Origin of the sequence: Lentzea sp. JNUCC 0626 (genome assembly GCF_043632865.1) — a bacterium.
In the GTDB taxonomy this organism is placed as follows: domain Bacteria; phylum Actinomycetota; class Actinomycetes; order Mycobacteriales; family Pseudonocardiaceae; genus Lentzea.
On sequence record NZ_CP171635.1, the window covers coordinates 1,370,835 to 1,392,066 of the forward strand.

Below are 21,232 nucleotides of genomic sequence, written 5' to 3' on the forward strand. Positions count from 1 at the left end.
GACCGCATCTGTTTGGGTTTCGAACACCTCGATGTGCAGGTCTCCTGTCCGCAGGGGCGCGAGTGCCGACGAGGGCGATTCACCCGGCCTGTTGGGCGGGGTGACCGACCTCGTCGCGCCGGTGGCGGCCGGCGTGCTCACCAGTCGTGCATCGACCCGTCCAGCTTGAGCCGGTTCACCGGCAGGTAGGCGCGGGAGTACGGGTGGCGGTCCGCTTCCGCGTCGTCGTGCTCCACGCCCAGGCCCGGTTCGTCGGACGGGGCGAGCAGGCCGTCGGTGAAGCTGTACGTGGGGCGGAAGACCTGGTCGGTGGCCTCGGTGTGCTTCATGTACTCCTGGATGCCGAAGTTCGGGATCGCGACGCCGAGGTGCAGCGCCGCGGCGAGGCCGACCGGGGAGATGTCGGTCGGGCCGTGCACACCGGACTTGATCTGGTAGACGGCGGCGTAGTCGAAGATGCGGCGCAGCGCCGTGATGCCGCCCGCGTGGGTGACGGGGGAGCGGACGTAGTCGATCAGCTGTTCCTCGAACAGTTCGCGGTAGTCCCAGATCGTGTTGAACACCTCACCGATGGCGAGCGGTGTGGTGGTGTGCTCGCGGACCCGGCGCAGCACGGCCGTGTTCTCGGCCGGGGTGACGTCCTCCAGCCAGAACAGGTCGTACGGTTCGAGCTCCTTGCCGAGCTTCGCGGCCTGGATCGGGGTCAGCCGGTGGTGGGCGTCGTGCAGCAGCGGGAGTTCCGGGCCGAACTCGGCGCGGACGGCCTCGAACACGCGCGGGGCGTGCCGCAGGTAGGCCCTCGTGTCCCACTCCTCCTCGACCGGGACGGCCGCGCGGCGGGCGGGTTCGTGGTCGTAGCGGGACGTCGCGCCGGAGCCCACCGCGGCGTTCGCGCTGGACGCGACGCCGTAGACCGAGCCGAGTCCGGGCACTCCGGTCTGGACGCGGATGGCGCGGTAGCCCTGGTCGAGGTGCGCGCGGATGGAGTCGAACAGCTCCAGCAGCTCGGCGCCGCTGGCGTGGCCGTAGGTCAGACAACCGCGCCGGCTGCGGCCGCCGAGCAGTTGGTAGAGCGGCATTCCGGCCATCTTCGCCTTGATGTCCCACAACGCCGTGTCGACGGCGGCGATGGCCGCCATGGTGATCGGGCCGCGACGCCAGTAGGCGCCGCGGTACAGGTACTGCCAGGTGTCCTCGATCGCGTGCGCGTCGCGGCCGATCAGCAACGGCGTCACGTGGTCCTGCAGGTAGGACACGACGGACAGCTCGCGGCCGTTGACCGTGGCGTCGCCGAGGCCGGTCACGCCGTCGGCCGTGCGCAGCCGCAGCGTCACGAAGTTGCGGCCTGGCGAGGACACCAGGACCTCGGCGGAGACGATCCGCGTGCCGTTGTCGTCGGTCATCGAGAGAACCCCCGGTGCTGGGACGTGGTGGTCATGGCGGTGGTGTGCGCGGCGATGCGCGTGGCGGGCAGTTCCCGGTCGTAGACGGCGACCTTGCCGACGGCGCCAGCGAACCACGAGCCGAAGTCCCTGGTTCCCACCCGGAACGGCGCGGTGCCGCCCTCGGGCGTGATGACGACGTCGCGGATCACGAGCTGGTCCTGGTCGCGCAGGACGCCGTCGCGGTAGACCTTGACGTACCCGTGCGGGTACTCGGCGCTGACGGCCGCCGGGTTGATCACGAGGGCGTAGTGGATCCACTGCCCCGCGACGACCGCGTCCTGGAAGTAGGAACCCGCGCCCAGGCCACCGTCGCGGTTGAAGGCGTAGCCGGAGATCCGGTTGGGGCGGTTCTCGGCGTTGGTCTGCGAGTACATCCGCGCGACGTACTCGTGCTGGCCCGGCGCGCCCTTGCCCATCCAGTGCACGTACCCGGTCGACTCGGCGTGCGGGAACTCCAGCGTGTCGGGCCGCATCCACGCCTCCAGGGTGAACGCGCCGGTGGTGGCGGGGCTCAGCGCGTCGCTGCCGGGCACCTGGAGGTAGCCCGTGGCGCCGTCGAAGTCGGTGGCCCGGTCACCGTTGGGCAGGAACGCGACCGAACGGCCGCCCGCGTAGGTGCCGGTGCGGCCGTGGCCACTGGCGTCCTTTTCGGACGAACCGCCGGACATGCGCCAGTAGGCGACCGGGGAGTCCGCGAGCACGGCGGCGTCGTACCCGCAGTGCACCGGACGTGCTGAAGCGGCAGGGGAGAGGCCTGTGAGAAGAGCGATGGCGGTGACGGCGACGAGCAACCTTCTCATGATCTGCACCTTCCGTCGTGGTGGATCCGGGGGTCGGCCGCCCAGCCGGGTGCGAGGCGGTCCAGCGAGTCGGTGTTCTGTCCTGAGTGGACGAGCCAGGCGTCGACGACCCGCAGTGCTGGGCCGGGGTCGACGCCATCCGCGAGCAACTCCCGCACCAGCGGCACGATCCGTTCGCGGAGCTTGTTCTCGGCGTCCAGCGCGATCTGGGCGAGCGCGTGCCGGATGCGGCCGTTGGTGAACCGGACGCGCAACTGCCGCACGTACTCCTCGGCTTCCGGCACACCCCGGGACGCGACGGCCCAGTACTCCTCCAGGTGTTCGGTGAGCACCGGGTCGGTCATCGCGTCCGCCACCGCGGCGTGCCCGCGCGCGAGACCGGCCAGGGCCAGCAGCAGGTGGGCGCCGTTGAGCAGCCTCAGCTTGCGCCGCTCGAACGGCCGGACGTCCTCGGTGAACACGGCCCCGGCCCGCTCCCACGCGGGACGCCCGGCGGGGAAGCCCCCGGCCAGCACCCACTCGGCGAACGGTTCGGTGACCACGGGCGCGCGGTCCTCGACGCCGAGTGCGGCGAGCCGGGCGACGTCGTCCGCCGTGGTGGCCGGCGTGATCCGGTCCGACACCGTGTCCACGAAGGACACGTGCCCGTCGATCCAGCGCGCCAGGTCGTCGTCCGCCTGCGCCAGCAACGCCGACCGGGCGCGTGCGCCGTTCGCGAGCACGTTGTCGCACGGCACCACCGCGATCGGCCCGGCACCGGAGCGCCGCCGGGCGTCCAGCGCCTGGACGAGCCGCCGGGGTGCGGCCGGGTCCGCGTAGCCCGCCTCGGTGATGGTCAGCGTCACCACGGCCACGTCGGGACCGGCCACCAGCCGGTCGAGCACGTCCTGCCGGTCCGCGCCGTACGCGGCGACGAGCGAGGACATCCGGTGGTGCGCGTCGAACTCAGGGCCCCGTTCGACGAGGGTGTAGCGGCAGTCCTGGGCCGCCAGCGTCTCCGCCAGCCGGGCCGACCGGCCGCTGAACGCCGCCACGCCCCACTCCGGGTCACCGAACTGGGTGAACCACACCTGGTGCGCGCGGTGGAACGCGCCAAGTCCGATGTGGACGATCCGCACCGGCGGGCGGTCAGCGGAGCCAGTCATCGCGGTGCTCCTCCACGAAGTCCTCGTCCAGCAACGCCGGGAACCGCTTCCGGGCGTCGGCGATCAGGTCGGCCTGGCCGGGCGACAGCACCTCGGCCGAAGCCAGGCACGCCGACGACGCGAGCAGGCCCTGTTGCCGCAGCACCTCGTTCACCCCGGCCACGCACCCGGCGAACCGGTGCGCCACGTCGAAGACCGCCGCGTTCACCTCGACCAGGTCGGCGCCGGTCGCGAGCAGTTCCCCGGTCAGGTCGACGGCCCGGCGCCGCACCGCGACCGCCGCGCGCGTCCCGACCGCCCACTGGCCGAGCAGCCCGCCCGCCACCCGCAACGTCCGCTCCTGCCCGCCCACCACCGCGCGCCACGGTGTCACGAGGTCGGCGACGATGGTGTCGTCGTTGCCGGTGAGCAGCGCGATCCGGTCCCACCGGTCGTGCTCGACCAGGGCGCGGGCGATGTCGTTGGTGCGGTAGCGGTCGAACGGTGCTGCCTTCACACCGACGACCGCGTCCAGGTCGAACAGCCTGCTCCAGTACGACTTGGGCAGCGGCCGTCCGCCGACCGCCTCCTGCAGCGCGAACCCGATGACGGGCAGCACCTCGCCGACCGCGCGGGCCCGGTCGAGCTGGGCGTCCGGTCCGGAGTCGCTCATCCCAAAGGGGCACAGCAACACCGCGTCATAACCCGCCTCGGCCGCCACCGCCGCCTCCCGGACGGCCTGCGCGGTGTCGCCGATGACACCGGCCACCAGCAACGGCCCGGTGCTCGCCGCCAGGGACAGCACTTCCGCGAACAGCCCGGGGTCGTCGTGCAGCTCGAACTGGGTGGTGTGCACGCCGACCGCCAGACCGTCCACTTCGGACGCCAGGTAGTAGCGGGTCAGCGCGCGCTGGGCACGTTCGTCGAAGGCGCGGTCCGGGGTCAGCGCCAGCGGGTGCGCCGGGATCGTGACGCCCGCGAGCAGTCGTTCCCGCACGTCGGTCGTCATCAGTACCGCCCCTGGCGCTGCTCGAACTTCGTGGCCTTGCCCAGCTGACGACCGCCCGCCCCGACCCACCGCGCTGTCCACTCGATGAGCGTCCTCGCGGCGAGGCTGGGGTAGCCGAACCGCGCGAAGCAGTCGCCCGCGTCGTTGAGCAGCGCGTCGGAGGCCTCAGTGCCGGTGAACTCGACCTCGCGGCCCATCGCCGCGCCGAGCAGCGACGCGATGCGGCGCACCGGGATCGTCTCCGGACCGGTGGCGTTGAGCACCGGCGCCGACGGGTCCGCGAGCAGGACGCTGCGCAGCGCCCACGCCGACACGTCCCGCTGCCACACCACGTTCACCGCGGGCATGGTCACGTCGACCGGACGGCCGTCGGCGATCCGGGCGGCGATGTCCGCGATCACGCCGTACCGCAGTTCGCAGGCGTAGTTCAGCCGGAACATCAACGACGGCGTGCCCCACTGCTCGGAGGCGCCCGCGAAGACCCGTTCGCGGGCCAGACACGACTGGGCGTACTCGCCGAGCGGCCCCGGGGCGTCCTGCTCGGTGCAGCCGCCGTGGGCGAGCGGCGTGAACGGGTAGACGTTGCCGCTGGAGTACACGACGGTCGGCACACCGCGGTAGCGCGAGGCCACCAGCGCGGGCACGGCGGCGTTCGTCCACCACATCCGGTGCTCGGCCCCGGTCGTGCCGAACTTCATGGCCGCGAGGTAGAACACCCCGGCCGCGTCGGGTAGCCCCGCGTACGCCGACGGGTCACCGAGTTCGGCGCTGTGCGTGCGGATTCCCTGCTGCTCCAACGACTCCCGCGTGTCCTTTTCGGACCAGCGCGACACGGCGTGCACGGTCGCGGACGAGCCCGCCGCCTCCAGCGCCCGCTTGGCCATCACGGTCATCGTCGGGCCGATCTTGCCGCCCGCGCCGAGGAGCACGACGTCACCGCCGAGTGCCGCCAGGTCGGTGCCCACGCCGTCGAGCGGCGCGGAAAGCAGGTCCTCCAGCTGTTTCTCGTCTGCGGGAGCCGGTGGCCGCGCGGTGGTCTGCATCAACATCCTCCGATTCAAACGTTTGCACGGTGGAGCGTGAAGAAGGAACGAGAGGGGGAGAAGGAACTCAGGCGCGGGGCTTGCCGACGCTCGCGCGCCAGATCACCTTCGTGCCGACGCCGAGGTGGTTCGGATCGGCCGTGATGCCGGGTTCACCGGCCTCCAGCAGGCGGTCGACGGCCAGCTGGCCCACGCGGGCGCTGAGCCCCTCGACGGTCGTCAGCCCCGGCTGCACCAGTCCGGCCATGACGTCGTCGTGCCCGGCGACGCTGATGTCGTCCGGCACCGAGAGTCCGAGCCGGCGGAAGCCCTCGATCAACCCCGCCGCGAGCACGTCGTCGAACGCCACGACCGCCGTCGCGCCGCCGTCCGCCACCGCGCGCGCCGCCGTGACGCCGTCCTCGTGCCGGGCGGCGGTCGGGTCGAGCTTCACCAGTTCGGCGCCGTGCTTGCGCACCCGGTCCGCCACCGTGCGGGCACGGACCTTGTTCGCCCAGGACCCGACCGGGCCGGGCAGGTACGCGATCGTCTCGTGCCCGAGCTCGCACAGCCGGTCCACCAGTTCGGCGACCGACGCCGTGGAATCGGTGTAGACGCAGGGAATGCCGTCCACCGGCCGGTTCACCAGCATCAACGGGATCATGTCCGCGATCTCGCGGATGTGCGAGACGCTCATCCTCGGCGCGCACAGCAGGATGCCGCGTGTCTGGCGGGCGAACTGCTCGCACACCTGCCGTTCGATGTCGGCCGCGTCGTCGGTGTCCGCGACGAAGACCCCGATGCCGCGCGCCCGGGACCGGGCCTGGGCGGACTTGAGCAGCATCGTCATGTACGGGTTGCTGATGTCCGGCACCACGACGCCGATGTACGGCGAGTCGCCCGCCCGCAGCGCGCGGGCCATCGGGTTCGGCGTGTACCGCAACCGTGCCGCGACCTCGCGCACGTTGCGGACGGTCTCGGGCGAGAGCAGCTCCGGATTGGAGAACACCCTCGACACCGTGGAGATGGAGACCCCGGCCTCGGCCGCCACGTCGGCGAGCTTCGTCTTGCGAGCGCGCCCGGTCATGCCGCGACCAGTTCGGGGTGCATCAGGCCACGGTACTCGGTGACGTCGATCCGCCCGGTCGAACCCGCCCACTCCGGAGCCACCTCGGACAGCAGCGCCGCCCGGCGCGCGCAGGCGGCGACGAGCCGGCCGAGCCCCGCGACCCGTTGTCCGTCCCATGTGGACGAACGGGGCGGTGTGCCCGGTGCGCCGACGGCCTGGGCCACGGCGTTGGTCGTGAGCACGAGATTTCTGGTCGAGCGCAGGGACAGCAACGGGTCTGCCGGCCCGCGGGGGTCGGTCACCGCGCGTTCCAGAGCGGACACCACCGGAGCGGCGTGCGGCACCGGAATCCTTCGCCTGCCTCGACACGCGACCACGCGCTCTCCTCCGTCCGTCACGCGGATGGTGCCGTTCCGGGTGTGCACCAGCACTCCGGGGCGCACGACGACGTCGGTCGAGGTCGTGCCCACCGCCACCACCCTCGGGCCGCGGTGCGGGGTGACGCGCAGGGCGGAGACGTCGTCGCCCTCGATCGGCCGGGCGTGGAAGCACTCGGCCTCGACCGACGCAGGTGCCCAGTCCCGTTCCACCTGGCCCGCGAACAGCAGCGCCGCCTGCACGACGTGCGCCAGCGGGTTGAACAACGGCCCGTCCAGCACGGCCTGCCCGTCGAGGAACCACGTGCCGGCCCACCTGCTGCGCCGGTAGTACTCGTCGGGCCGCGTCAACGCGCCGTGCGCCACCACGTCGTCGACCGGCGGCCTGCCCAGCGCGGTCCAGGCCCGGTGCAGCGCGCCGACGGTGGCGCCCGCGGCCTGGAACCCCACCTCGACCCGCCGGGTCGCGGGCAGGGCGGCGAGCGCGTCGAGGTCCTGCAGCAGCGTCACGGGCGGTTTCTCCAGGTACACGGCAGTTCCCGCGCGGATCGCCGTCCGGGCGAGGTCGAAGTGCGTGTGCGGCGGCGTCGCGATGACCACGCCGTCGACCTGGTGCACTGCCAGCGCCCGCCCGAGGTCGGAGTACCGGGCGAGAGCGCTGCGGTGCTCGGCGAGCAACGCCGACGCCTGGTCACCGACGTGGACGTCGACCAGCGCCACCAGCCGCAGCCGCCCGGCGCGCTGGAGTTCGAGCAGGCTGCGCAGGTGCCGCAGCCCGTAACCGCCGGTGCCGACCAGAACCGTGTCGTTCATCCCTTCAACGCCCCTCCGGCCAGACCCGAGAACACATGACGTTGCAACAGCAGGTACACCAGCAGCGGGGGCACGATCACGACGAGCGCCGCGGCGGAGATGACCCGCTGGTCGGCGGAGAACGCGCCGGACAGGTACTGCACGCCGACGTTCACCGGGTATTTGTCCGGGCTGCTCAGCACGACCAGCGGCCAGATGAAGTGGTCCCACGAGTCGAGGAACCCCAGCACGGTCACCACGGCCAGCGAGCCCTTGGCGTTGGGCAGCATGATCCCGAGGAACGTCCGCACCGGACCCGCGCCGTCGATGGTCGCGGCCTCCTCCAGCTCGTCCGGGATGGCGCGGAACGCCTGGCGCATCACGAAGATCGAGGTGATCGACACGGCCTGCGGGAGCACCACGCCGAGCAACGTGTCCTGCAGCCCGAGGTTCCTGGTGACGAGCAGCGTCGACACGAGGATCACCTCGAACGGCAGCGCGGCCGTGGCGAGCAGCGCCGCCATGTAGAGGTTGCGGCCGCGGAACGGGATCCGGGCGAGCGCGTACCCGGTGAGGGTGGCGAGCAGGAGGTTCGTCGTCACCCCGAGCGCGGCGATGCCCGCGGAGTTCAGCAGGTAGCCGGCGAGCGGGATCTGCGTGAAGGCGGTGGTGAAGTTGTCCAGCGTCGGATCGCTTGGCACGAGACCGCTGAGGAACCCGGTGGTCGACTCGCCCGGTCCTTTGAGGGCGGTGCTGAGCTGCCACAGCAACGGGCCGAGCACCACCGCCGAGGCGAGGAGCATGAGCACCCACCGCAGCGTCGCTTCCCCGCGCGAGACGGTCAGCTCGTTCATGCGGCCCTCCTGCGGCTCGCACCCCAGGTGACGGCGGCGGCCGCCAGCACGAACACGAACAGCACCAGGCTGATCGCCGAGGCGTAGCCCGCCTGCGTGCCGGGCGCGACGCCCTTCTCGAACAGGTAGAGCACGATCGTCTCCGTCGCGTCGCCCGGTCCGCCGCCGGTCATCACGTAGGGCTCGGTGAACACCCGCAGCGCGCTGATCGAGGTCAGCACGGCGACCAGCACGGTCGTCCCGCGGATCTGCGGGAGCGTCACGCTCCACGTCCGGCGCACCCAGCCCGCGCCGTCGATCCGCGCCGCCTCGTCCTGCTCGCGGGACACGTTCTGCAGTGCCGCCAGCGTGATCAGCGTGGCGAGCGCGCAGCCCCGCCAGACCGTGACCAGCGTCAGGCTGACCAGCGCGAGGTGCGAACTCGTCAGGAACGGCAGCGGACCGCTGATCACGTGCAGCCCCTGCAGCAGCTGGTTCGCCAGACCGTCCGAGCGCAGCACGAACTGGAACATCACCGCCACGGTCGCGAGCGGCATCACCATGGGGGAGAACAGCAACGACCGGACGATGGCCGAGCCGCGCAACGACGTGTTGACGAGGATCGCCAGCGAGGTCGAGATCGCCACGATCAACGGGACCGTGATGAGCGCGTAGAGGAACGTCCTGCCGACCGCGGCCCAGAACTCCGAGTCCGCGAACAGCGTCGTGAAGTTGTCCAACCCGGTGAAGCGGCCGCCGCCGACCGTGCTGGCGTTGGTGAACGCCAGCACGAACGTGTTGACCAGCGGGGTGAACAGGAAGGTGCACTGCACCACCAGGATCGGGCCGACGAACAGCAGCGGCACGAACCACCGGTGACGGGCCGCGATCACTGGCGCGCCTTGAGGATCGAGTTCAGCTTCGTCTCGGCGTCCGCGAGCGCCTGGTCGGCCGGCACCTCACCGACGATCGCGCGCTGCACCGACGACCACAGCGCGGTCGTGAACTCGGAGTCGACCGCGGCGGGGGTGGCGTTCGTCGTGCCGTTCTTCAGGCTGGCGGCGGAGATCGCGCGTGCCTGCGCGACCAGGTCGCCGCCCTCGGCAGTGAAGAACGCGTCCTCCAGGGACTTCGCCGTGCTGGGGAACACGCTCGACTGCTTTGCCAGGGCGAGCTGGTTGTCCGCCGACGTCAGGAACTTCGCGAACGCGACCGCTGTGGGCAGGTTCTTCGAGGCCTTCGGCACGGCCACGCCGTGCGCCACGACCCAGGTGCCCTTGCCGTTGACCGCCAACGGTTTCGTGAGCGTCGTCCGCGCGTACACCGCGGGCGCGTTCTGCTGGATGATCTTCAACCTGGAGCCGCCGGTCTCCAGGTAGGCCGTCTGCCCCTCCTGGAACGTCTCGATCTCGCCGCGCTGCTGGGCGGACACGGCGTCGGCGGGGATGCCCCCGGACTTCTGCAGCTTCGCGAGCGACTCGACGAACGCGATCGCCTCGGGGGTGCGCACGACCGCCTCGGTGCCCTGGTCGTTCACCAGCGGCACGCCGAGGCTGCGCAGGTAGGTGTGGAAACCGAGCTGGGTCGGCTGGAAGCCCGCCTTGCCGGTGGCGGCGGCGATCTTCGCGGACGCCTCCACCAGTTCCGGGTAGCTCGCCGGGTCCGGCGCGGAGCCGAGTCCGGCCTGCTCCAGCAACGCGGAGTTCTTCATCAGCACCGGGGTGTTGAGGTACCAGGGCAGGGCCGAGGCCGACGACCCGCCGAAGCTCACCGACTTCCAGGCGGACTCGACGAACCCGCCCTTCAGGTCGTTCGCGGCAGCGCCCATGTCGACCACGAGTCCCTTGCGGGCGAGCGGCGCGAGCGTGCCGGTGTCGAGGTCCATCACGTCCGGCAGCGACCCCGCCACGGCGTCCGCGTTGGTCTTGCGCGCGGCCGAGTTGCTGGGGATGTCGGTCCAGGTGACCTTCGTGCCGGGGTGGTCTTTCTCGAACGCGGCGATCACCCCGCGCAGGTAGCCGTCGAACGTGGGGGACAGCTGCAGGGTCTGGAACGTGATGTCGCCCTTGACCTCGCCGGAGGTGTCCACGCCGCTGCCGGTCTGGGGGCCGTCGCCGAGCCCGCACCCGGCCAGGGCCAGTGCGCCGGCGGCGGCCGTGAACAGCCGGAACGCGCTTCTGCGAGCCATGGTCCCTCCGATGTGAGGTTGGTGTTTACTGGTCGTGCAAACGTTTGATAGAAACTAGATATGCGTTCTGGCAATCGTCAAGCCCCCTTCGCCGATCCGCTCGGTGACGAGGCGGAGACCTGGGTCGACCGGTGGCTCGGACGACTCACGCCTCGGCAGAAACTCGCCCAGCGGCTCGTCGTCCTGCCTGGTCACGACGGTGGCGGCCGTCCTGACGTCGATGTGCGGGCTGCGCTCGCCGCCGGACTGGGCGTGCTGCACGGCCTCGTCGGGACCACCGTGTCGGGCGCGGGCCGCTACCACGCCGAGGTCGACGACCTGTGCGCCGGACTGGGCGTGCCACCCGTGCTGGTGGCCGCCAACCTCGAGTCGGGGATCGGCTACACGCTCGGCGGAGGCGGCACGGACTTCCCGTACCCGCGCGGTGTCGGGTTCAGCGGTTCCACCGAGGTCGCGCGGCGGATCGCCGAAGCCGCGGCACGAGAGGCGCGGCTGGTCGGGTTCCACTGGACGTTCAGCCCGTGCGTCGACGTCCTGACGAACCCCGACGACCCGATCCTCGGTGTGCGGGCGTTCGGGGTGGACGCGATACGCACTGGTCAGCTCGGCGCGGCGCAGGTGCGCGGCTACCAGGACGGAGGCCTGCTCGCCACCGCGAAGCACTTCCCCGGCCACGGGGACAGCGCGCAGGACACCCACTCCGAGTCCGCCGTGCTGGCGAGGACCAGGCAGGACCACGACCGGCTGCACCTGCCGCCGTTCCGCGACGCGGTCGCCGCCGGGGTCGCGTCGGTGATGGTGGCGCACGTGGCGTTGCCCGCGCTCGGCGTGGACGGCCCGGCGAGCCTGTCGTCCCAGGTCAACCGCACCTGGCTGCGCGAGGAGATGGGCTACGACGGCCTGGTCGTCACGGACTCGCTGCGGATGGGGGCGATCGCCGCGCGCTGGAGCACGGCGGACGCGGCGGTGGCCGCGCTGGCCGCCGGAGCCGACGTCGCCAACGTGAAGTGCCTCGCGGGGGAGGTGCCCGCGCTGCTCGACGCGCTGGAGGAGGCGTTGTCGGCCGGGGTACTCGACGGCGGCGAACTCGACCGGTCGGTCGCGCGGTTGCTGCGGGCCAGGACGTGGCTCGGCCTGCACCGCGGGCACAGGATCGACCTCGACCGCTGCCGTGAGCTCGACGCCGGAGGGGAGTGGGAGGACTCCGGGCTGGCTCGCACGGTGAGTGCGCGGGGCGGTCCGGTGACCGGGCCTGTCATCGTGGTCGGGGACAGCGACCTGGCCGCGCGGGTGGCGGCACGGCTGGGCGTCGCGCACGTCGCGGAGCGGCCGGAGGAACCCGGTGCGCTGGTGCGGCCGGGAGCCGTCGTCGTGGCGGTGACCTGCCCGTTGCCCGTCGACGGCGGACGTGACTCCGAGGCGTTCGCGGCGGCCGTCCGGTCCGCTCGCGCCGCAGGTCAGGACGTCGTGGCGGTGGTCAACTCCACCTGTGTCGCCGACGACCTGCGGGTCGGGGCGCCGTCGGTGAGCGTGCCGGCGGTCGACGCGTTCGGGATCGTCTCGCGCGCCGCCGTCGCCGCCGTGGCCGAGGTGCTGCGGTGAGGTCAGCCCAGGATCCGTTCGAGCAGCATGACCGGCTCTACCAGCGCTTCCGGGTCCTGGGTGCCGAGCCCGCGCTCGACCGCGTCGAGGAACGTGGCCACCTGGTCCTCCAGGTAGGCCGCAGGAGCCTCGACCCTCGTTCGCTCGCCCGCCGTGATGGTGAAGGCCTCGGCGTTGGGGCGGAACATCAGGTCGACGGTCAGGTTCTCGCCGATCAGCCGGGCGCGTCGGTTGGTCGCGCCGTGCACGTCCAACGGCCGTGCGGCCAGCTCGCAGGCCAGTTCGACGTGATGGACGCCGTAGTGCGCCAGCCCGCCGTACGGGCTGTGCGGGTCGGCCGGTCCGTCGATCGTCACGGTCACCGCTCCTGTCTGGTCACGCACCCACGCCGCGGCCGTGCGCGTCGCCGTGGCGTCCCGGAATCCCGACCGGCAGGCGAGCACCACCCGCGCTGTCCCGGCCGCGTCGACCAGGGCACGCGCGTCGGCCTCACGGGTGGCCAGCGGCTTGTCGACCCACACCGAGATCCCCGCTCTGAGCAGCGGCAACGCCTGCGCGGCGTGATCACGGCCGTCGCGCGTGCACAGCAGCACCGCGTCCACCTGCCCGATGAGTCCCCCGGCGTCCTCCGGGGCCACCAGCGCCACCGGCCCGGCCAGGAACTCCCGCAGCCGCGCGGGGCGTGAGCTGTCCAGCCCGACGATCGCCAGGCGCGCGGTCGTGTTCAAACGTTTGCACAAGTCCACCGGCTTTTAGTACCACACGGAGGGTTCATGCTCATCAGGGCCGAGAGTGCGATGACGGTCGTCGGAGCGCCGACGCGGGAGGAGATGGGCGCGCTCGCCGGCGCCCACGCGGGCCGGGTGCTGCGCGACGTCCTCGCCGAACGCGCCACGGCACGGGTGATGCTCGCCGCGGCGCCCAGCCAGAGCGCGACCCTGGCCGCCCTCGCGCGGGAGGACGTCGACTGGACCCGCGTCGACCTGTTCCACATGGACGAGTACATCGGGCTGCCGCCCGGTGCGCCGCAGGGCTTCGCCACCTGGCTGACCACGCACTTCGTCCGGCACCTGCCCGGCGCGGTGCTGCACCCGATCGACCCGGCCTCCGACGCCGAGGCCGAGGCCGTGCGGTACGAGGCGGTGCTGGGCGAGGAGCCGTTCGACCTGGTGCTGCTGGGCCTGGGCGTCAACGGGCACCTGGCGTTCAACGACCCGCCCGCCGACTTCGCCGACCCGCGCGGCGCCCGCGTCGTGGCGCTGGACGCGACCAGTCGCACGCAGCAGGTCGAGGAGGGCCACTTCGCGACGTTCGGCGACGTGCCCGCGACCGCCGTGACGGTGACGATCCCGAGGCTGCTCAACGCGGAGGTCGTGATCGCCTCCGTGCCGGGACGGGCCAAGCGGACGGCGGTGCGCCAGACGCTGACCGAGCCGATCGGCCCGATGCACCCCGGCACCGCGCTGCGCACGCACCCGGACGTGACCCTGTACCTCGACGCGGAGTCCGACCCGCGATGACCGCGCTGCTGAGGACCTACGCGGACCGGTTGTGCGCGGCGATCGACGCGATCGTCCGCGACGAGGCGGAGTCGATCGCGGCGGCGGCCGCGCTGGTCGCCGACCAGTTCCGGCGTGACCGCCTGGTGCACGTCCACGGCCCTGGCGGCCACTCCGCCCTGGCCGCGCAGGACGTCTTCTACCGCGCCGGTTGCCCGGTGCTGGTCGCTCCGGTCGCCGATCCCGGCACGTCACTGCTCGGCGGCGCGCTGAACTCGACCGCGACCGAACGCCAGGCCGGCCGTGGAGCCGCAGCCGTCGAAGGCCTCGTCGAGGGCGACCTGCTCGTCGTCGTGAACGCGTTCGGCGTCAACGCGGCCTCGGTCGGCGCGGCCAGGACCGCCCGGGCGCGAGGGGTCCGGGTGATCGCGTTGTCCTCCCGGGCCGCCGCGTCCAGACTGCCCGCCGACCACCCGGCCCGTGCCGGAGACCTGCCGTCGCACGCCCACGTGCACATCGACACGCACGTCCCACCGGGCGACGTCGTGCTCGAAGTGGCACCCGGTGCTGAGATGGGCGGGGTGTCGACGGCGCTGAACTCGTTCGTGCTGCACGCGGTGCTCGCGGCGGCGGTCGCGCAGGCGCCCGGGACGACCGTGTGGCGGTCCAGCTACACCGAGGGAGGCGACGCGCACAACGCGCGGGCCGCCGAACAGGTCAGGGGAAGGGTGCCGCAGCTGTGAAACCTTCCGAAGCGGTCGGCCGTACCGCAGCCGGTGCCGTCGAGGTGGCCTGGCGCGACGACGTCATCACGTCGATCACCCCGATCGGCCCGGCGTCCGACCTGCCGTTGCTCGCGCCCGGCCTGGTCGACCTCCAGGTCAACGGCTACGGCGGCCTCGACGTGAACGGCGGGTCCGTCGGCCCGGACACCATCGCCGAGCTGTCGCACCTGCTCGCGACCCACGGCGTCACGACCTGGCTGCCGACCGTCATCACGGCGAGCGAGGACCGCATCACCCACGCCCTGAGGTGCGTCGCCCGGGCGCGGGCGAACGACCCGGTGGTGGCCCGAGCGGTGCCGACGGCGCACGTCGAGGGCCCGTTCATCTCCGACCGGCAGGGCGCGCGCGGCGTGCACGACCCGGCGTTCGTCCGGCCGCTCGACCCCGGCGAGGTCACCCGCTGGCGGCGGGAAGGCCCGGTCGGGATCCTCACGATCTCCCCGCACGGCGACCAGGCGATGTCCCACGTGCGCGAACTGGTCGCCGCCGGCGTCACCGTCGCGATCGGACACACGCACGCCACCCCGGACGAGGTGACCGCCGCCGTCGACGCGGGCGCCACCCTCTGCACCCACCTCGGCAACGGCATCCCGACCACGTTGCCCCGCCATCCCAACGTGCTCTGGCGGCAGCTGGCCGACGACCGGCTGAGCGCGGGCCTCATCGCGGACGGCCACCACCTGCCGTTCGACACGCTCGAGGTGATGCTCCGCGCCAAGGGACCGGACCGCGCGTTCCTGGTCTCGGACGCCACCGAGATCGGCGGCAGGCCACCGGGCCGGTACCGCACGGCGGTGGGCGCGGAGGTGGACCTGGACGAGCACCAACGACTGTCCGAGGTGGGCAGCGACCTGCTGGCGGGCGCTGCGGCCACTCTGCTGGACGGCGTGCGGAACGTCGCCGCGCACACCTCGTTCGGTCTGTCGGCGGCGCTGGACCTCGCGACCAGGAACCCGGCGCGCCTGATCCCGGGCGCACGACCGGGTGTGGGGGAGTTGCGCGTCGGCGGACCGGCCGACCTCCTGGTGCTGGAACCCGGTCCGGCCGGGCTCTCGCTGGCTGGGGTCCTGCAGTCCGGACGCCGGGTGCGGTGACGGTCCGCGGTTCCCGGATCAGCGGCTTTCCACTTGGGTGGTCTGAACCTTATGCCCAATTGGTATGTACCACTTGCGGTGAGCCCGTCGTACGTTCTGCCCGCAATCACCCTGCGTGCAAGGAGCGGACATGAACCGCAAGCTCATCGCCGCCGCCACAGCGGCGGTCACAGCAGCCGGGCTGACTCTCGCGGTGGCGCTGACGACCAGCGCCACCGCGGCCAACTCGGCTGACCCTGCCCTGCTCGCCGCGATGGCCCGTGACCTGGGCATCTCCTCGGACCAGGCGCGCGACCGCCTGGCCGCCGAGCAGGTCGCGGGCCAGACCGACGCCACCCTGAAGGCGCAGCTCGGCCCGGCCTACGCCGGGTCGTGGCTGGACGGCACCGGCCACACCCTCACCGTCGCGGTCACCGACCCGGCGCTGGCGAACGCGGTCCGCTCACGCGGCGCCGTCGCCACCACGGTCAAGCACAGCGCGTCCGCCCTGGACAGCGCGAAGGTCAAGCTGGACGCTCGCGCCACCACCGCGCCCGACGCCGTTCCCGGCTGGTACGTCGACGTGCGCGCGAACAAGGTCGTCGTGCTCGCCCACGCCGGCGGCGAGCAGCAGGCCAGGGCGTGGACGGCCGAGGCGGGCCTGCGCGGTGACGTCGTCACCTTCGAGGCCAGCACCGAGGACCCCAAGCCGTTGATCGACGTCATCGGCGGCAACGCCTACGGCCTGCCCGGCGGCGGCCGTTGTTCCATCGGCTTCGCCGTCGAGGGCGGCTTCGTCACGGCGGGCCACTGCGGTTCCACCGGCGGCCGCACGTCCAACCCCAGCGGCACCATCCAGGGCAGCAGCTTCCCGGGCAACGACTACGCCTGGGTCCGCGTCGACGCGGGCAACACCCCGCGAGCCCTGGTCAACCGCTACCCGGGCACCGTGCCGGTCGCGGGTTCCCAGGAGGCGGCGGTCGGTTCGTCGGTCTGCCGTTCCGGCTCCACCACCGGCTGGCGCTGCGGCACCATCCAGCAGAAGAACGCCTCGGTCACCTACCCCGAAGGCACCATCACCGGTCTGACCCGCACGAACGCCTGCGCCGAGCCTGGCGACTCCGGCGGCTCGTGGCTGACCGGCGACCAGGCCCAGGGCGTCACCTCCGGCGGTTCCGGCAACTGCCAGTCCGGCGGCACCATCTACTTCCAGCCGGTGACCGAGATCCTGCAGGCCTACAACCTGCGCCTGGTGACCACCTCCGGCCCGACCACGACCACCCCGCCGACCACCACGACCACGAGCACGCCGCCCGGCAGCGGCACGTGGGCTCCGTACACCAGCTACGGCAGCGGCGCCCAGGTCACCTACGACGGCGCGACCTACCGCGTCATCCAGCCCCACACGTCCGTCCCCGGCTGGGAGCCGCCGAACACCCCCGCCCTCTGGCAGCGGCTCTGAGGTGAACCGCCTCCCGACGGCTGCCCCCGTCGGGAGGCGGTTTCGGTGCGAACAGGATCACTCTTCGGGGTAACCGAGCGCGCCGCGATCAACGGCTGACACAATGGGCGAATGGCACTGGGTTACGTCTTCGCTGTGCTGGCCACCCTGGCGTCAGGCAGTGGGTCGATCCTGGAGTCCCTGGGTGTCCGGCGTGCGGGCGCATACGGCGGCAGGTCTCTCGACCTCATCGCACTGCGGCACCAATGGCTATACTTCCTCGGCCTGGGAGTGAACCTCCTGGGCTTCGGCTGCGCGTCCGCCGCCCTGCACCGCCTGCCGTTGTTCCTGGTCCAGTCGATGCTCGCGTTCAGCGTGGGCGTCACGGCCATGATCAGCGCGTTCATGGGCCACCGCCTGCGTGCACGGGGCTGGGGCGCACTGCTCGTCGGAGCGATCGGCCTGGTCCTGCTGGGCGTCTCCGCGGAGCCGGGCCCCGCCCAGGCCCTGTCCTCGCACTGGCGGTGGATCCTCGTGGCCACCCCGATCCCGGTGCTGGCGCTCGCCGCCTACGCCCGCCGCCACCGGCACGTCTGGGCGACCGCCGCGCTGGCGTTCGGCTCCGGCATCTCCTACAGCGTCGTCGGCATCTCGGCCCGCACGCTGCACCTCCCGGACGCCGTCTGGAAGATCGTCCTGGAACCGGCGGCCTGGTCCATCGCCCTCAACGGCCTCACCGCGGCGGTGCTGTTCGCGATGGCGTTGCAGCGGGGCGGCCCGACCGGCGTCACCGCCATCATGTTCACCTCGAACACGGTGCTGTCGTCGTTCGTCGGCCTCGTCTACCTCGACGACCAGGTGCGCGACGGCTACTTCACCGCCGCGACCGTCGGGTTCCTCCTGGCGATCGCCGGAGCGATCGCCGTGGCGCACTACTCGGCCGAGACCCGGCAGAAGTCGCCGGAGAAGGTGCCGGCCGGTACCCCCGCCTGACTCGTCGGCGAGCTGATCTGACGCACCGTAACGGTCATTTGCTCCGTTTCTGCAACTTTCGCTGCATTCGTCCGAATGGTGAACGAAGTCAACCGTCAAGACCGTTGAATCGCATCACGCCAATGGCGGACGAGTGGGTGCGCCGACTTTCTTTACGTTGGACGGCGGAATCCCCGGGATTCCATTCTTCGCACCCTGCAAGCGAGGAGAAATGATGTTCAAGAAAGTCGTTCTTTCCGTCGCGCTCGCCGCGGCCACGACCGTCATCACGCCCCTGACCGGCCAGGCGTCGGCTGCCGAGGCCCCGATCAGTGCCGCGGCGGTCAACGTCTACTACGACGTCAGCAGCGCACCCACGTTCGCGAGTGCCATTCGGCAGGGCGCGGCGAACTGGAACGCGCGGGTGAGCAACGTGAAGCTGGTGGAGAACCGCAACTCGGCCACCCTGCGGTACCGCGAGGGCAATGATCCACGCGGTTCGTACGCCTCCACCAACGGTCACGGGCGCGGCACCATTTTCATCGATTACACGCAGGCTCGGCAGTACTACGTCACCCGCATCACCGCACACGAGACCGGGCACGCGCTCGGCCTGCCGGACCACTACAGCGGTCCGTGCTCGGAGCTGATGTCGGGTGGTGGTCCGGGCACCTCGTGCACCGTCGCCTCGCCGAACGCCAATGAGGTGGCCCGGGTGAACTCCTTGTGGGCCAACGGGTTCGTCGGCACCTACGAGTGGAAGGTGATCTACGAGCAGGTCCCCGTCCACGCCTGACGGCAGCGGACGATCGGGGGCGGCGACTACGTGGTGCCGCCCCCGATCGCCTCGCCCGTCCTGGCCGCGCGGATGGCGTTGGCGATGACGAGCACCTCGGCGAGTTCGTGCACGAACACCACGGTCGCGAGGCCGAGCACGCCGAACGCGGCCAGCGGGATCAGCACGCCGATGATCGCCATCGACAGCCCGACGTTCTGCATCATCACGCGCCGCGCGTGGCGTGCGTGCGAGAGCACCTGGGGCAGGTGGCGGAGGTCTTCGCCCATCAGCGCGACGTCGGCGGTCTCGATGGCGACGTCGGTGCCCATGGCTCCCATGGCGATGCCGACGTCGGCGGTGGCGAGCGCGGGCGCGTCGTTGACCCCGTCGCCGACCATCGCGACCTTGCGCCTGGTGCGCAGCGCGGACACCAGGGACGCCTTGTCCTCGGGCAGGAGTTCGCCGTGCACGGTGGTGATGCCGGCCTGGCGGGCGAGTGCGGTGGCCGTGCGGCTGTTGTCGCCGGTGAGCATCGCGGTCTCGATGCCCAACTCGCGCAGCCTGCCGATCACTTCGGGTGCTTCGCGGCGCAGCTCGTCCCGCACGGCGATCGCTCCGAGCAGAACGCCGTCCCGTTCGACCAGCACCACCGTCGCGCCCGCCTCCTGCCACCGTTCGACGTCGTCGAGCAGGTCGCCCGGTGCGACCCAGCCTGGCTTGCCCAGTCGCAGCCTCTGTCCGTTGTGGACACCGCGCAGTCCGTGACCCGCGACCGCGGTGACGTCGTCGGCGGCCTCCACATCGCCTGCGGCGGCAAGGATCGCGCGAGCGAGTGGGTGCTCGCTGCGGGCCTCCAACGCGGCCGCGGAGGTCAAGACGTCGGCACGACTCGCGCCACCGACGGCGATGATGTCGACGACCTGAGGGGAGTTGCGGGTGAGCGTCCCGGTCTTGTCGAGGGCGACCGCGCCGATGCGCCCCAGTTCTTCCAGTGCGGCACCGCCTTTGACGAGCGCACCCTGCCGACTGGCAGCGCCCACCGCGGCGACCACGGTCAACGGAACGGAAATCGCCAGGGCACAAGGGGAAGCGGCCACGAGCACAACGAGCGCGCGCTCGATCCACACGAGCGGGTCACCCAGCAGCGCGCCGAACCCCGCGATGGCCGCGGCGAGGACCATGATCGCGGGGACAAGTGGCTTGGCGATGCGGTCGGCCAGCCGTTGACCGGTTCCCTTGCGTTCCTGCGCTTCCTCGACGATGTGCACGATGCGCGCCAGCGACGACCCGGACGTGAGCGCGGTGACCCGGACCTCGATCGCGCCACCGCCGTTGATCGCTCCCGCGTGCACGACCGCACCGGCACCGGCCTCGACCGGCACGGACTCCCCGGTGATCGCGGACAGGTCGAGACTCGTGTGGCCGGCCGTGATCACGCCGTCGGTGGCGGCCCGTTCGCCTGGCCGCAGCACCATCCGGTCGCCGACCACCAACTCGCCAGGAGCAACCCGCTGCTCGACCCCGTCGCGCACCACGGCCGCGGTCGGGGGCACGAGGCCGAGCAGGGCACGCAACCCACGACGTGTGCGCGCGATCGCGTAGTGCTCCAGCCCTTCCGCGATGGAGAACAACACCCCGAGCATCGCGGCCTCGGTGAACTGCCCGAGCGCAACCGCACCGATGGCCGCGATCGTCATCAGGGTGCCCACGCCGACCCGGCGACGCAGCAGGTTGCGCACCGCGCCGGGTGCGAACGTGGCGGCACCAGCCACGGCCGACGCGAGCGTCACGACGTCGCCGACGAGTTCGGCTCCGGACAGCTCGACGGCGAAGCCGACGGCCAGGAGCAGCGCGGCTAGGGCGGCCAGTTGGAGTTCGCGGACCTGCCAGATCCTTTGTGGACCATGGTTCTGCTCCACCTCGGCCTTGGGTGTCTCTGCGGGGCCGCAGCACGCGTCGGACACGTCACTCTCCCTTCAGGGCAACGGTGTCGAGGCCGAGGACGGCGGTGACGAGGGCGCGCCCCCGTTCGGTGAGCGCGTACATGACCATGCGGCCGTCGCGGCGGGCGGAGACGAGCCCGGCGATCTTGAGCTGGCGCAGGTGGTGGGACACGAGGTTCTGCGCCTGGCTGACCACCCACGCCATGTCGCACACGCACAACTCGTCGCCCGACAGCAGCGCGGTGGCGATGGTCAACCGGGTCGGATCGCCGAGCGCTCGTGCGCCGGCCGCCGCGACCTCCGCCTCGGGCAACGCGGGGAGGGTGGCCCGGATCTGCTCGGCGTGGGGGAGGTCCAGGCACAGGAGTTCGCAGCCGTCTTCGCGCTCGTTCGTCATATCAACATACTAACGGACGTTGATATGATCTACCTGCAGGGGATTTCCCGGTTGAGGTACACGGGCGCCGCTACTCCGTTAGG

General features: G+C 71.8%; 20 protein-coding genes. 7 read left to right on the top strand and 13 right to left on the bottom strand.

The annotated features are described in order from the left end of the window. Positions 1-137: 137 nt before the first annotated feature. The 10 genes from manD to JNUCC0626_RS06320 all read right to left on the bottom strand — a co-directional run bounded on the left by manD (position 138) and on the right by JNUCC0626_RS06320 (position 10,659). The gene (manD, locus tag JNUCC0626_RS06275) at positions 138-1,403 is read right to left on the bottom strand and encodes a D-mannonate dehydratase ManD (RefSeq protein WP_394618707.1); all 1,266 of its coding nucleotides are present in this window, start codon (positions 1,401-1,403) and stop codon (positions 138-140) included. Then, entirely contained in the window at positions 1,400-2,245 is an 846-nt protein-coding gene (locus JNUCC0626_RS06280; RefSeq protein WP_394618708.1) for a LamG-like jellyroll fold domain-containing protein, read from the bottom strand. Before JNUCC0626_RS06280 ends, manD begins: the two co-directional genes overlap by 4 nt. Further along, positions 2,242-3,390, bottom strand: coding sequence for a mannitol dehydrogenase family protein (locus JNUCC0626_RS06285; RefSeq protein ID WP_394618709.1), 1,149 nt, complete (start codon positions 3,388-3,390; stop codon positions 2,242-2,244). The genes JNUCC0626_RS06280 and JNUCC0626_RS06285 overlap by 4 nt, the downstream gene beginning before the upstream one ends. Beyond that, the gene (locus JNUCC0626_RS06290; RefSeq protein WP_394618710.1) at positions 3,374-4,378 is read right to left on the bottom strand and encodes a dihydrodipicolinate synthase family protein; all 1,005 of its coding nucleotides are present in this window, start codon (positions 4,376-4,378) and stop codon (positions 3,374-3,376) included. Before JNUCC0626_RS06290 ends, JNUCC0626_RS06285 begins: the two co-directional genes overlap by 17 nt. Next, positions 4,378-5,427, bottom strand: coding sequence for an NAD-dependent epimerase/dehydratase family protein (locus JNUCC0626_RS06295; protein ID WP_394618711.1), 1,050 nt, complete (start codon positions 5,425-5,427; stop codon positions 4,378-4,380). The genes JNUCC0626_RS06290 and JNUCC0626_RS06295 overlap by 1 nt, the downstream gene beginning before the upstream one ends. Before the next feature lie 61 nt (positions 5,428-5,488). Continuing rightward, positions 5,489-6,487, bottom strand: coding sequence for a LacI family DNA-binding transcriptional regulator (locus tag JNUCC0626_RS06300; RefSeq protein WP_394618712.1), 999 nt, complete (start codon positions 6,485-6,487; stop codon positions 5,489-5,491). After that, positions 6,484-7,659, bottom strand: a complete 1,176-nt coding sequence (locus JNUCC0626_RS06305; protein WP_394618713.1) for a Gfo/Idh/MocA family protein — start codon at positions 7,657-7,659, stop codon at positions 6,484-6,486. The genes JNUCC0626_RS06300 and JNUCC0626_RS06305 overlap by 4 nt, the downstream gene beginning before the upstream one ends. Beyond that, complete coding sequence (locus JNUCC0626_RS06310; RefSeq protein WP_394618714.1) at positions 7,656-8,492, bottom strand: carbohydrate ABC transporter permease; 837 nt, start codon at positions 8,490-8,492, stop codon at positions 7,656-7,658. Before JNUCC0626_RS06310 ends, JNUCC0626_RS06305 begins: the two co-directional genes overlap by 4 nt. Further along, complete coding sequence (locus JNUCC0626_RS06315; RefSeq protein ID WP_394618715.1) at positions 8,489-9,364, bottom strand: carbohydrate ABC transporter permease; 876 nt, start codon at positions 9,362-9,364, stop codon at positions 8,489-8,491. The genes JNUCC0626_RS06310 and JNUCC0626_RS06315 overlap by 4 nt, the downstream gene beginning before the upstream one ends. Continuing rightward, positions 9,361-10,659: an extracellular solute-binding protein gene (locus JNUCC0626_RS06320; RefSeq protein WP_394618716.1), complete on the bottom strand. Its 1,299-nt coding sequence runs from the start codon at positions 10,657-10,659 to the stop codon at positions 9,361-9,363. Before JNUCC0626_RS06320 ends, JNUCC0626_RS06315 begins: the two co-directional genes overlap by 4 nt. Before the next feature lie 60 nt (positions 10,660-10,719). On the opposite strand from JNUCC0626_RS06320, the gene JNUCC0626_RS06325 reads away from it, so the two are divergent. Beyond that, complete coding sequence (locus JNUCC0626_RS06325; RefSeq protein WP_394618717.1) at positions 10,720-12,261, top strand: glycoside hydrolase family 3 N-terminal domain-containing protein; 1,542 nt, start codon at positions 10,720-10,722, stop codon at positions 12,259-12,261. 2 nt (positions 12,262-12,263) lie between these two features. Here the strand turns inward: JNUCC0626_RS06325 and JNUCC0626_RS06330 are convergent, their stop codons facing one another. Then, positions 12,264-13,007, bottom strand: a complete 744-nt coding sequence (locus JNUCC0626_RS06330) for a Gfo/Idh/MocA family oxidoreductase (protein ID WP_394618718.1) — start codon at positions 13,005-13,007, stop codon at positions 12,264-12,266. Between the two features lie 27 nt (positions 13,008-13,034). On the opposite strand from JNUCC0626_RS06330, the gene JNUCC0626_RS06335 reads away from it, so the two are divergent. From JNUCC0626_RS06335 to JNUCC0626_RS06360, 6 genes are all read left to right on the top strand, one after another. Continuing rightward, positions 13,035-13,781, top strand: a complete 747-nt coding sequence (locus JNUCC0626_RS06335) for a 6-phosphogluconolactonase (protein ID WP_394618719.1) — start codon at positions 13,035-13,037, stop codon at positions 13,779-13,781. Next, the gene (locus JNUCC0626_RS06340) at positions 13,778-14,503 is read left to right on the top strand and encodes a sugar isomerase domain-containing protein (protein ID WP_394618720.1); all 726 of its coding nucleotides are present in this window, start codon (positions 13,778-13,780) and stop codon (positions 14,501-14,503) included. Before JNUCC0626_RS06335 ends, JNUCC0626_RS06340 begins: the two co-directional genes overlap by 4 nt. Next, positions 14,500-15,639: an N-acetylglucosamine-6-phosphate deacetylase gene (locus JNUCC0626_RS06345; RefSeq protein WP_394618721.1), complete on the top strand. Its 1,140-nt coding sequence runs from the start codon at positions 14,500-14,502 to the stop codon at positions 15,637-15,639. The genes JNUCC0626_RS06340 and JNUCC0626_RS06345 overlap by 4 nt, the downstream gene beginning before the upstream one ends. A 130-nt stretch (positions 15,640-15,769) precedes the next feature. Beyond that, positions 15,770-17,080 (top strand): alpha-lytic protease prodomain-containing protein, encoded by a 1,311-nt coding sequence (locus tag JNUCC0626_RS06350; protein WP_394618722.1) that lies wholly within the window; start codon positions 15,770-15,772, stop codon positions 17,078-17,080. A gap of 270 nt (positions 17,081-17,350) precedes the next feature. After that, positions 17,351-18,052 carry a hypothetical protein gene (locus JNUCC0626_RS06355; RefSeq protein ID WP_394618723.1) on the top strand — a complete coding sequence of 234 codons (702 nt, stop codon included), beginning with the start codon at positions 17,351-17,353 and terminating at the stop codon, positions 18,050-18,052. A gap of 214 nt (positions 18,053-18,266) precedes the next feature. Then, complete coding sequence (locus tag JNUCC0626_RS06360; RefSeq protein ID WP_394621976.1) at positions 18,267-18,827, top strand: snapalysin family zinc-dependent metalloprotease; 561 nt, start codon at positions 18,267-18,269, stop codon at positions 18,825-18,827. Positions 18,828-18,853: 26 nt separating this feature from the next. Here JNUCC0626_RS06360 and JNUCC0626_RS06365 read toward each other — a convergent pair whose 3' ends face one another. Further along, positions 18,854-20,773 (bottom strand): heavy metal translocating P-type ATPase, encoded by a 1,920-nt coding sequence (locus JNUCC0626_RS06365; RefSeq protein WP_394618724.1) that lies wholly within the window; start codon positions 20,771-20,773, stop codon positions 18,854-18,856. Position 20,774: 1 nt separating this feature from the next. Next, positions 20,775-21,149, bottom strand: a complete 375-nt coding sequence (locus tag JNUCC0626_RS06370; protein WP_394618725.1) for an ArsR/SmtB family transcription factor — start codon at positions 21,147-21,149, stop codon at positions 20,775-20,777. Positions 21,150-21,232 lie beyond the last annotated feature (83 nt).

Bases quoted from the DNA above. Each gene is read 5' to 3' on its own strand.
- manD (WP_394618707.1), bottom strand. From the start codon at position 1,403: ATGACCGACGACAACGGCACGCGGATCGTCTCCGCCGAGGTCCTGGTG.
- JNUCC0626_RS06280 (WP_394618708.1), bottom strand. From the start codon at position 2,245: ATGAGAAGGTTGCTCGTCGCCGTCACCGCCATCGCTCTTCTCACAGGC.
- JNUCC0626_RS06285 (WP_394618709.1), bottom strand. From the start codon at position 3,390: ATGACTGGCTCCGCTGACCGCCCGCCGGTGCGGATCGTCCACATCGGA.
- JNUCC0626_RS06290 (WP_394618710.1), bottom strand. From the start codon at position 4,378: ATGACGACCGACGTGCGGGAACGACTGCTCGCGGGCGTCACGATCCCG.
- JNUCC0626_RS06295 (WP_394618711.1), bottom strand. From the start codon at position 5,427: ATGTTGATGCAGACCACCGCGCGGCCACCGGCTCCCGCAGACGAGAAA.
- JNUCC0626_RS06300 (WP_394618712.1), bottom strand. From the start codon at position 6,487: ATGACCGGGCGCGCTCGCAAGACGAAGCTCGCCGACGTGGCGGCCGAG.
- JNUCC0626_RS06305 (WP_394618713.1), bottom strand. From the start codon at position 7,659: ATGAACGACACGGTTCTGGTCGGCACCGGCGGTTACGGGCTGCGGCAC.
- JNUCC0626_RS06310 (WP_394618714.1), bottom strand. From the start codon at position 8,492: ATGAACGAGCTGACCGTCTCGCGCGGGGAAGCGACGCTGCGGTGGGTG.
- JNUCC0626_RS06320 (WP_394618716.1), bottom strand. From the start codon at position 10,659: ATGGCTCGCAGAAGCGCGTTCCGGCTGTTCACGGCCGCCGCCGGCGCA.
- JNUCC0626_RS06325 (WP_394618717.1), top strand. From the start codon at position 10,720: ATGCGTTCTGGCAATCGTCAAGCCCCCTTCGCCGATCCGCTCGGTGAC.
- JNUCC0626_RS06335 (WP_394618719.1), top strand. From the start codon at position 13,035: ATGCTCATCAGGGCCGAGAGTGCGATGACGGTCGTCGGAGCGCCGACG.
- JNUCC0626_RS06340 (WP_394618720.1), top strand. From the start codon at position 13,778: ATGACCGCGCTGCTGAGGACCTACGCGGACCGGTTGTGCGCGGCGATC.
- JNUCC0626_RS06350 (WP_394618722.1), top strand. From the start codon at position 15,770: ATGAACCGCAAGCTCATCGCCGCCGCCACAGCGGCGGTCACAGCAGCC.
- JNUCC0626_RS06360 (WP_394621976.1), top strand. From the start codon at position 18,267: ATGTTCAAGAAAGTCGTTCTTTCCGTCGCGCTCGCCGCGGCCACGACC.
- JNUCC0626_RS06370 (WP_394618725.1), bottom strand. From the start codon at position 21,149: ATGACGAACGAGCGCGAAGACGGCTGCGAACTCCTGTGCCTGGACCTC.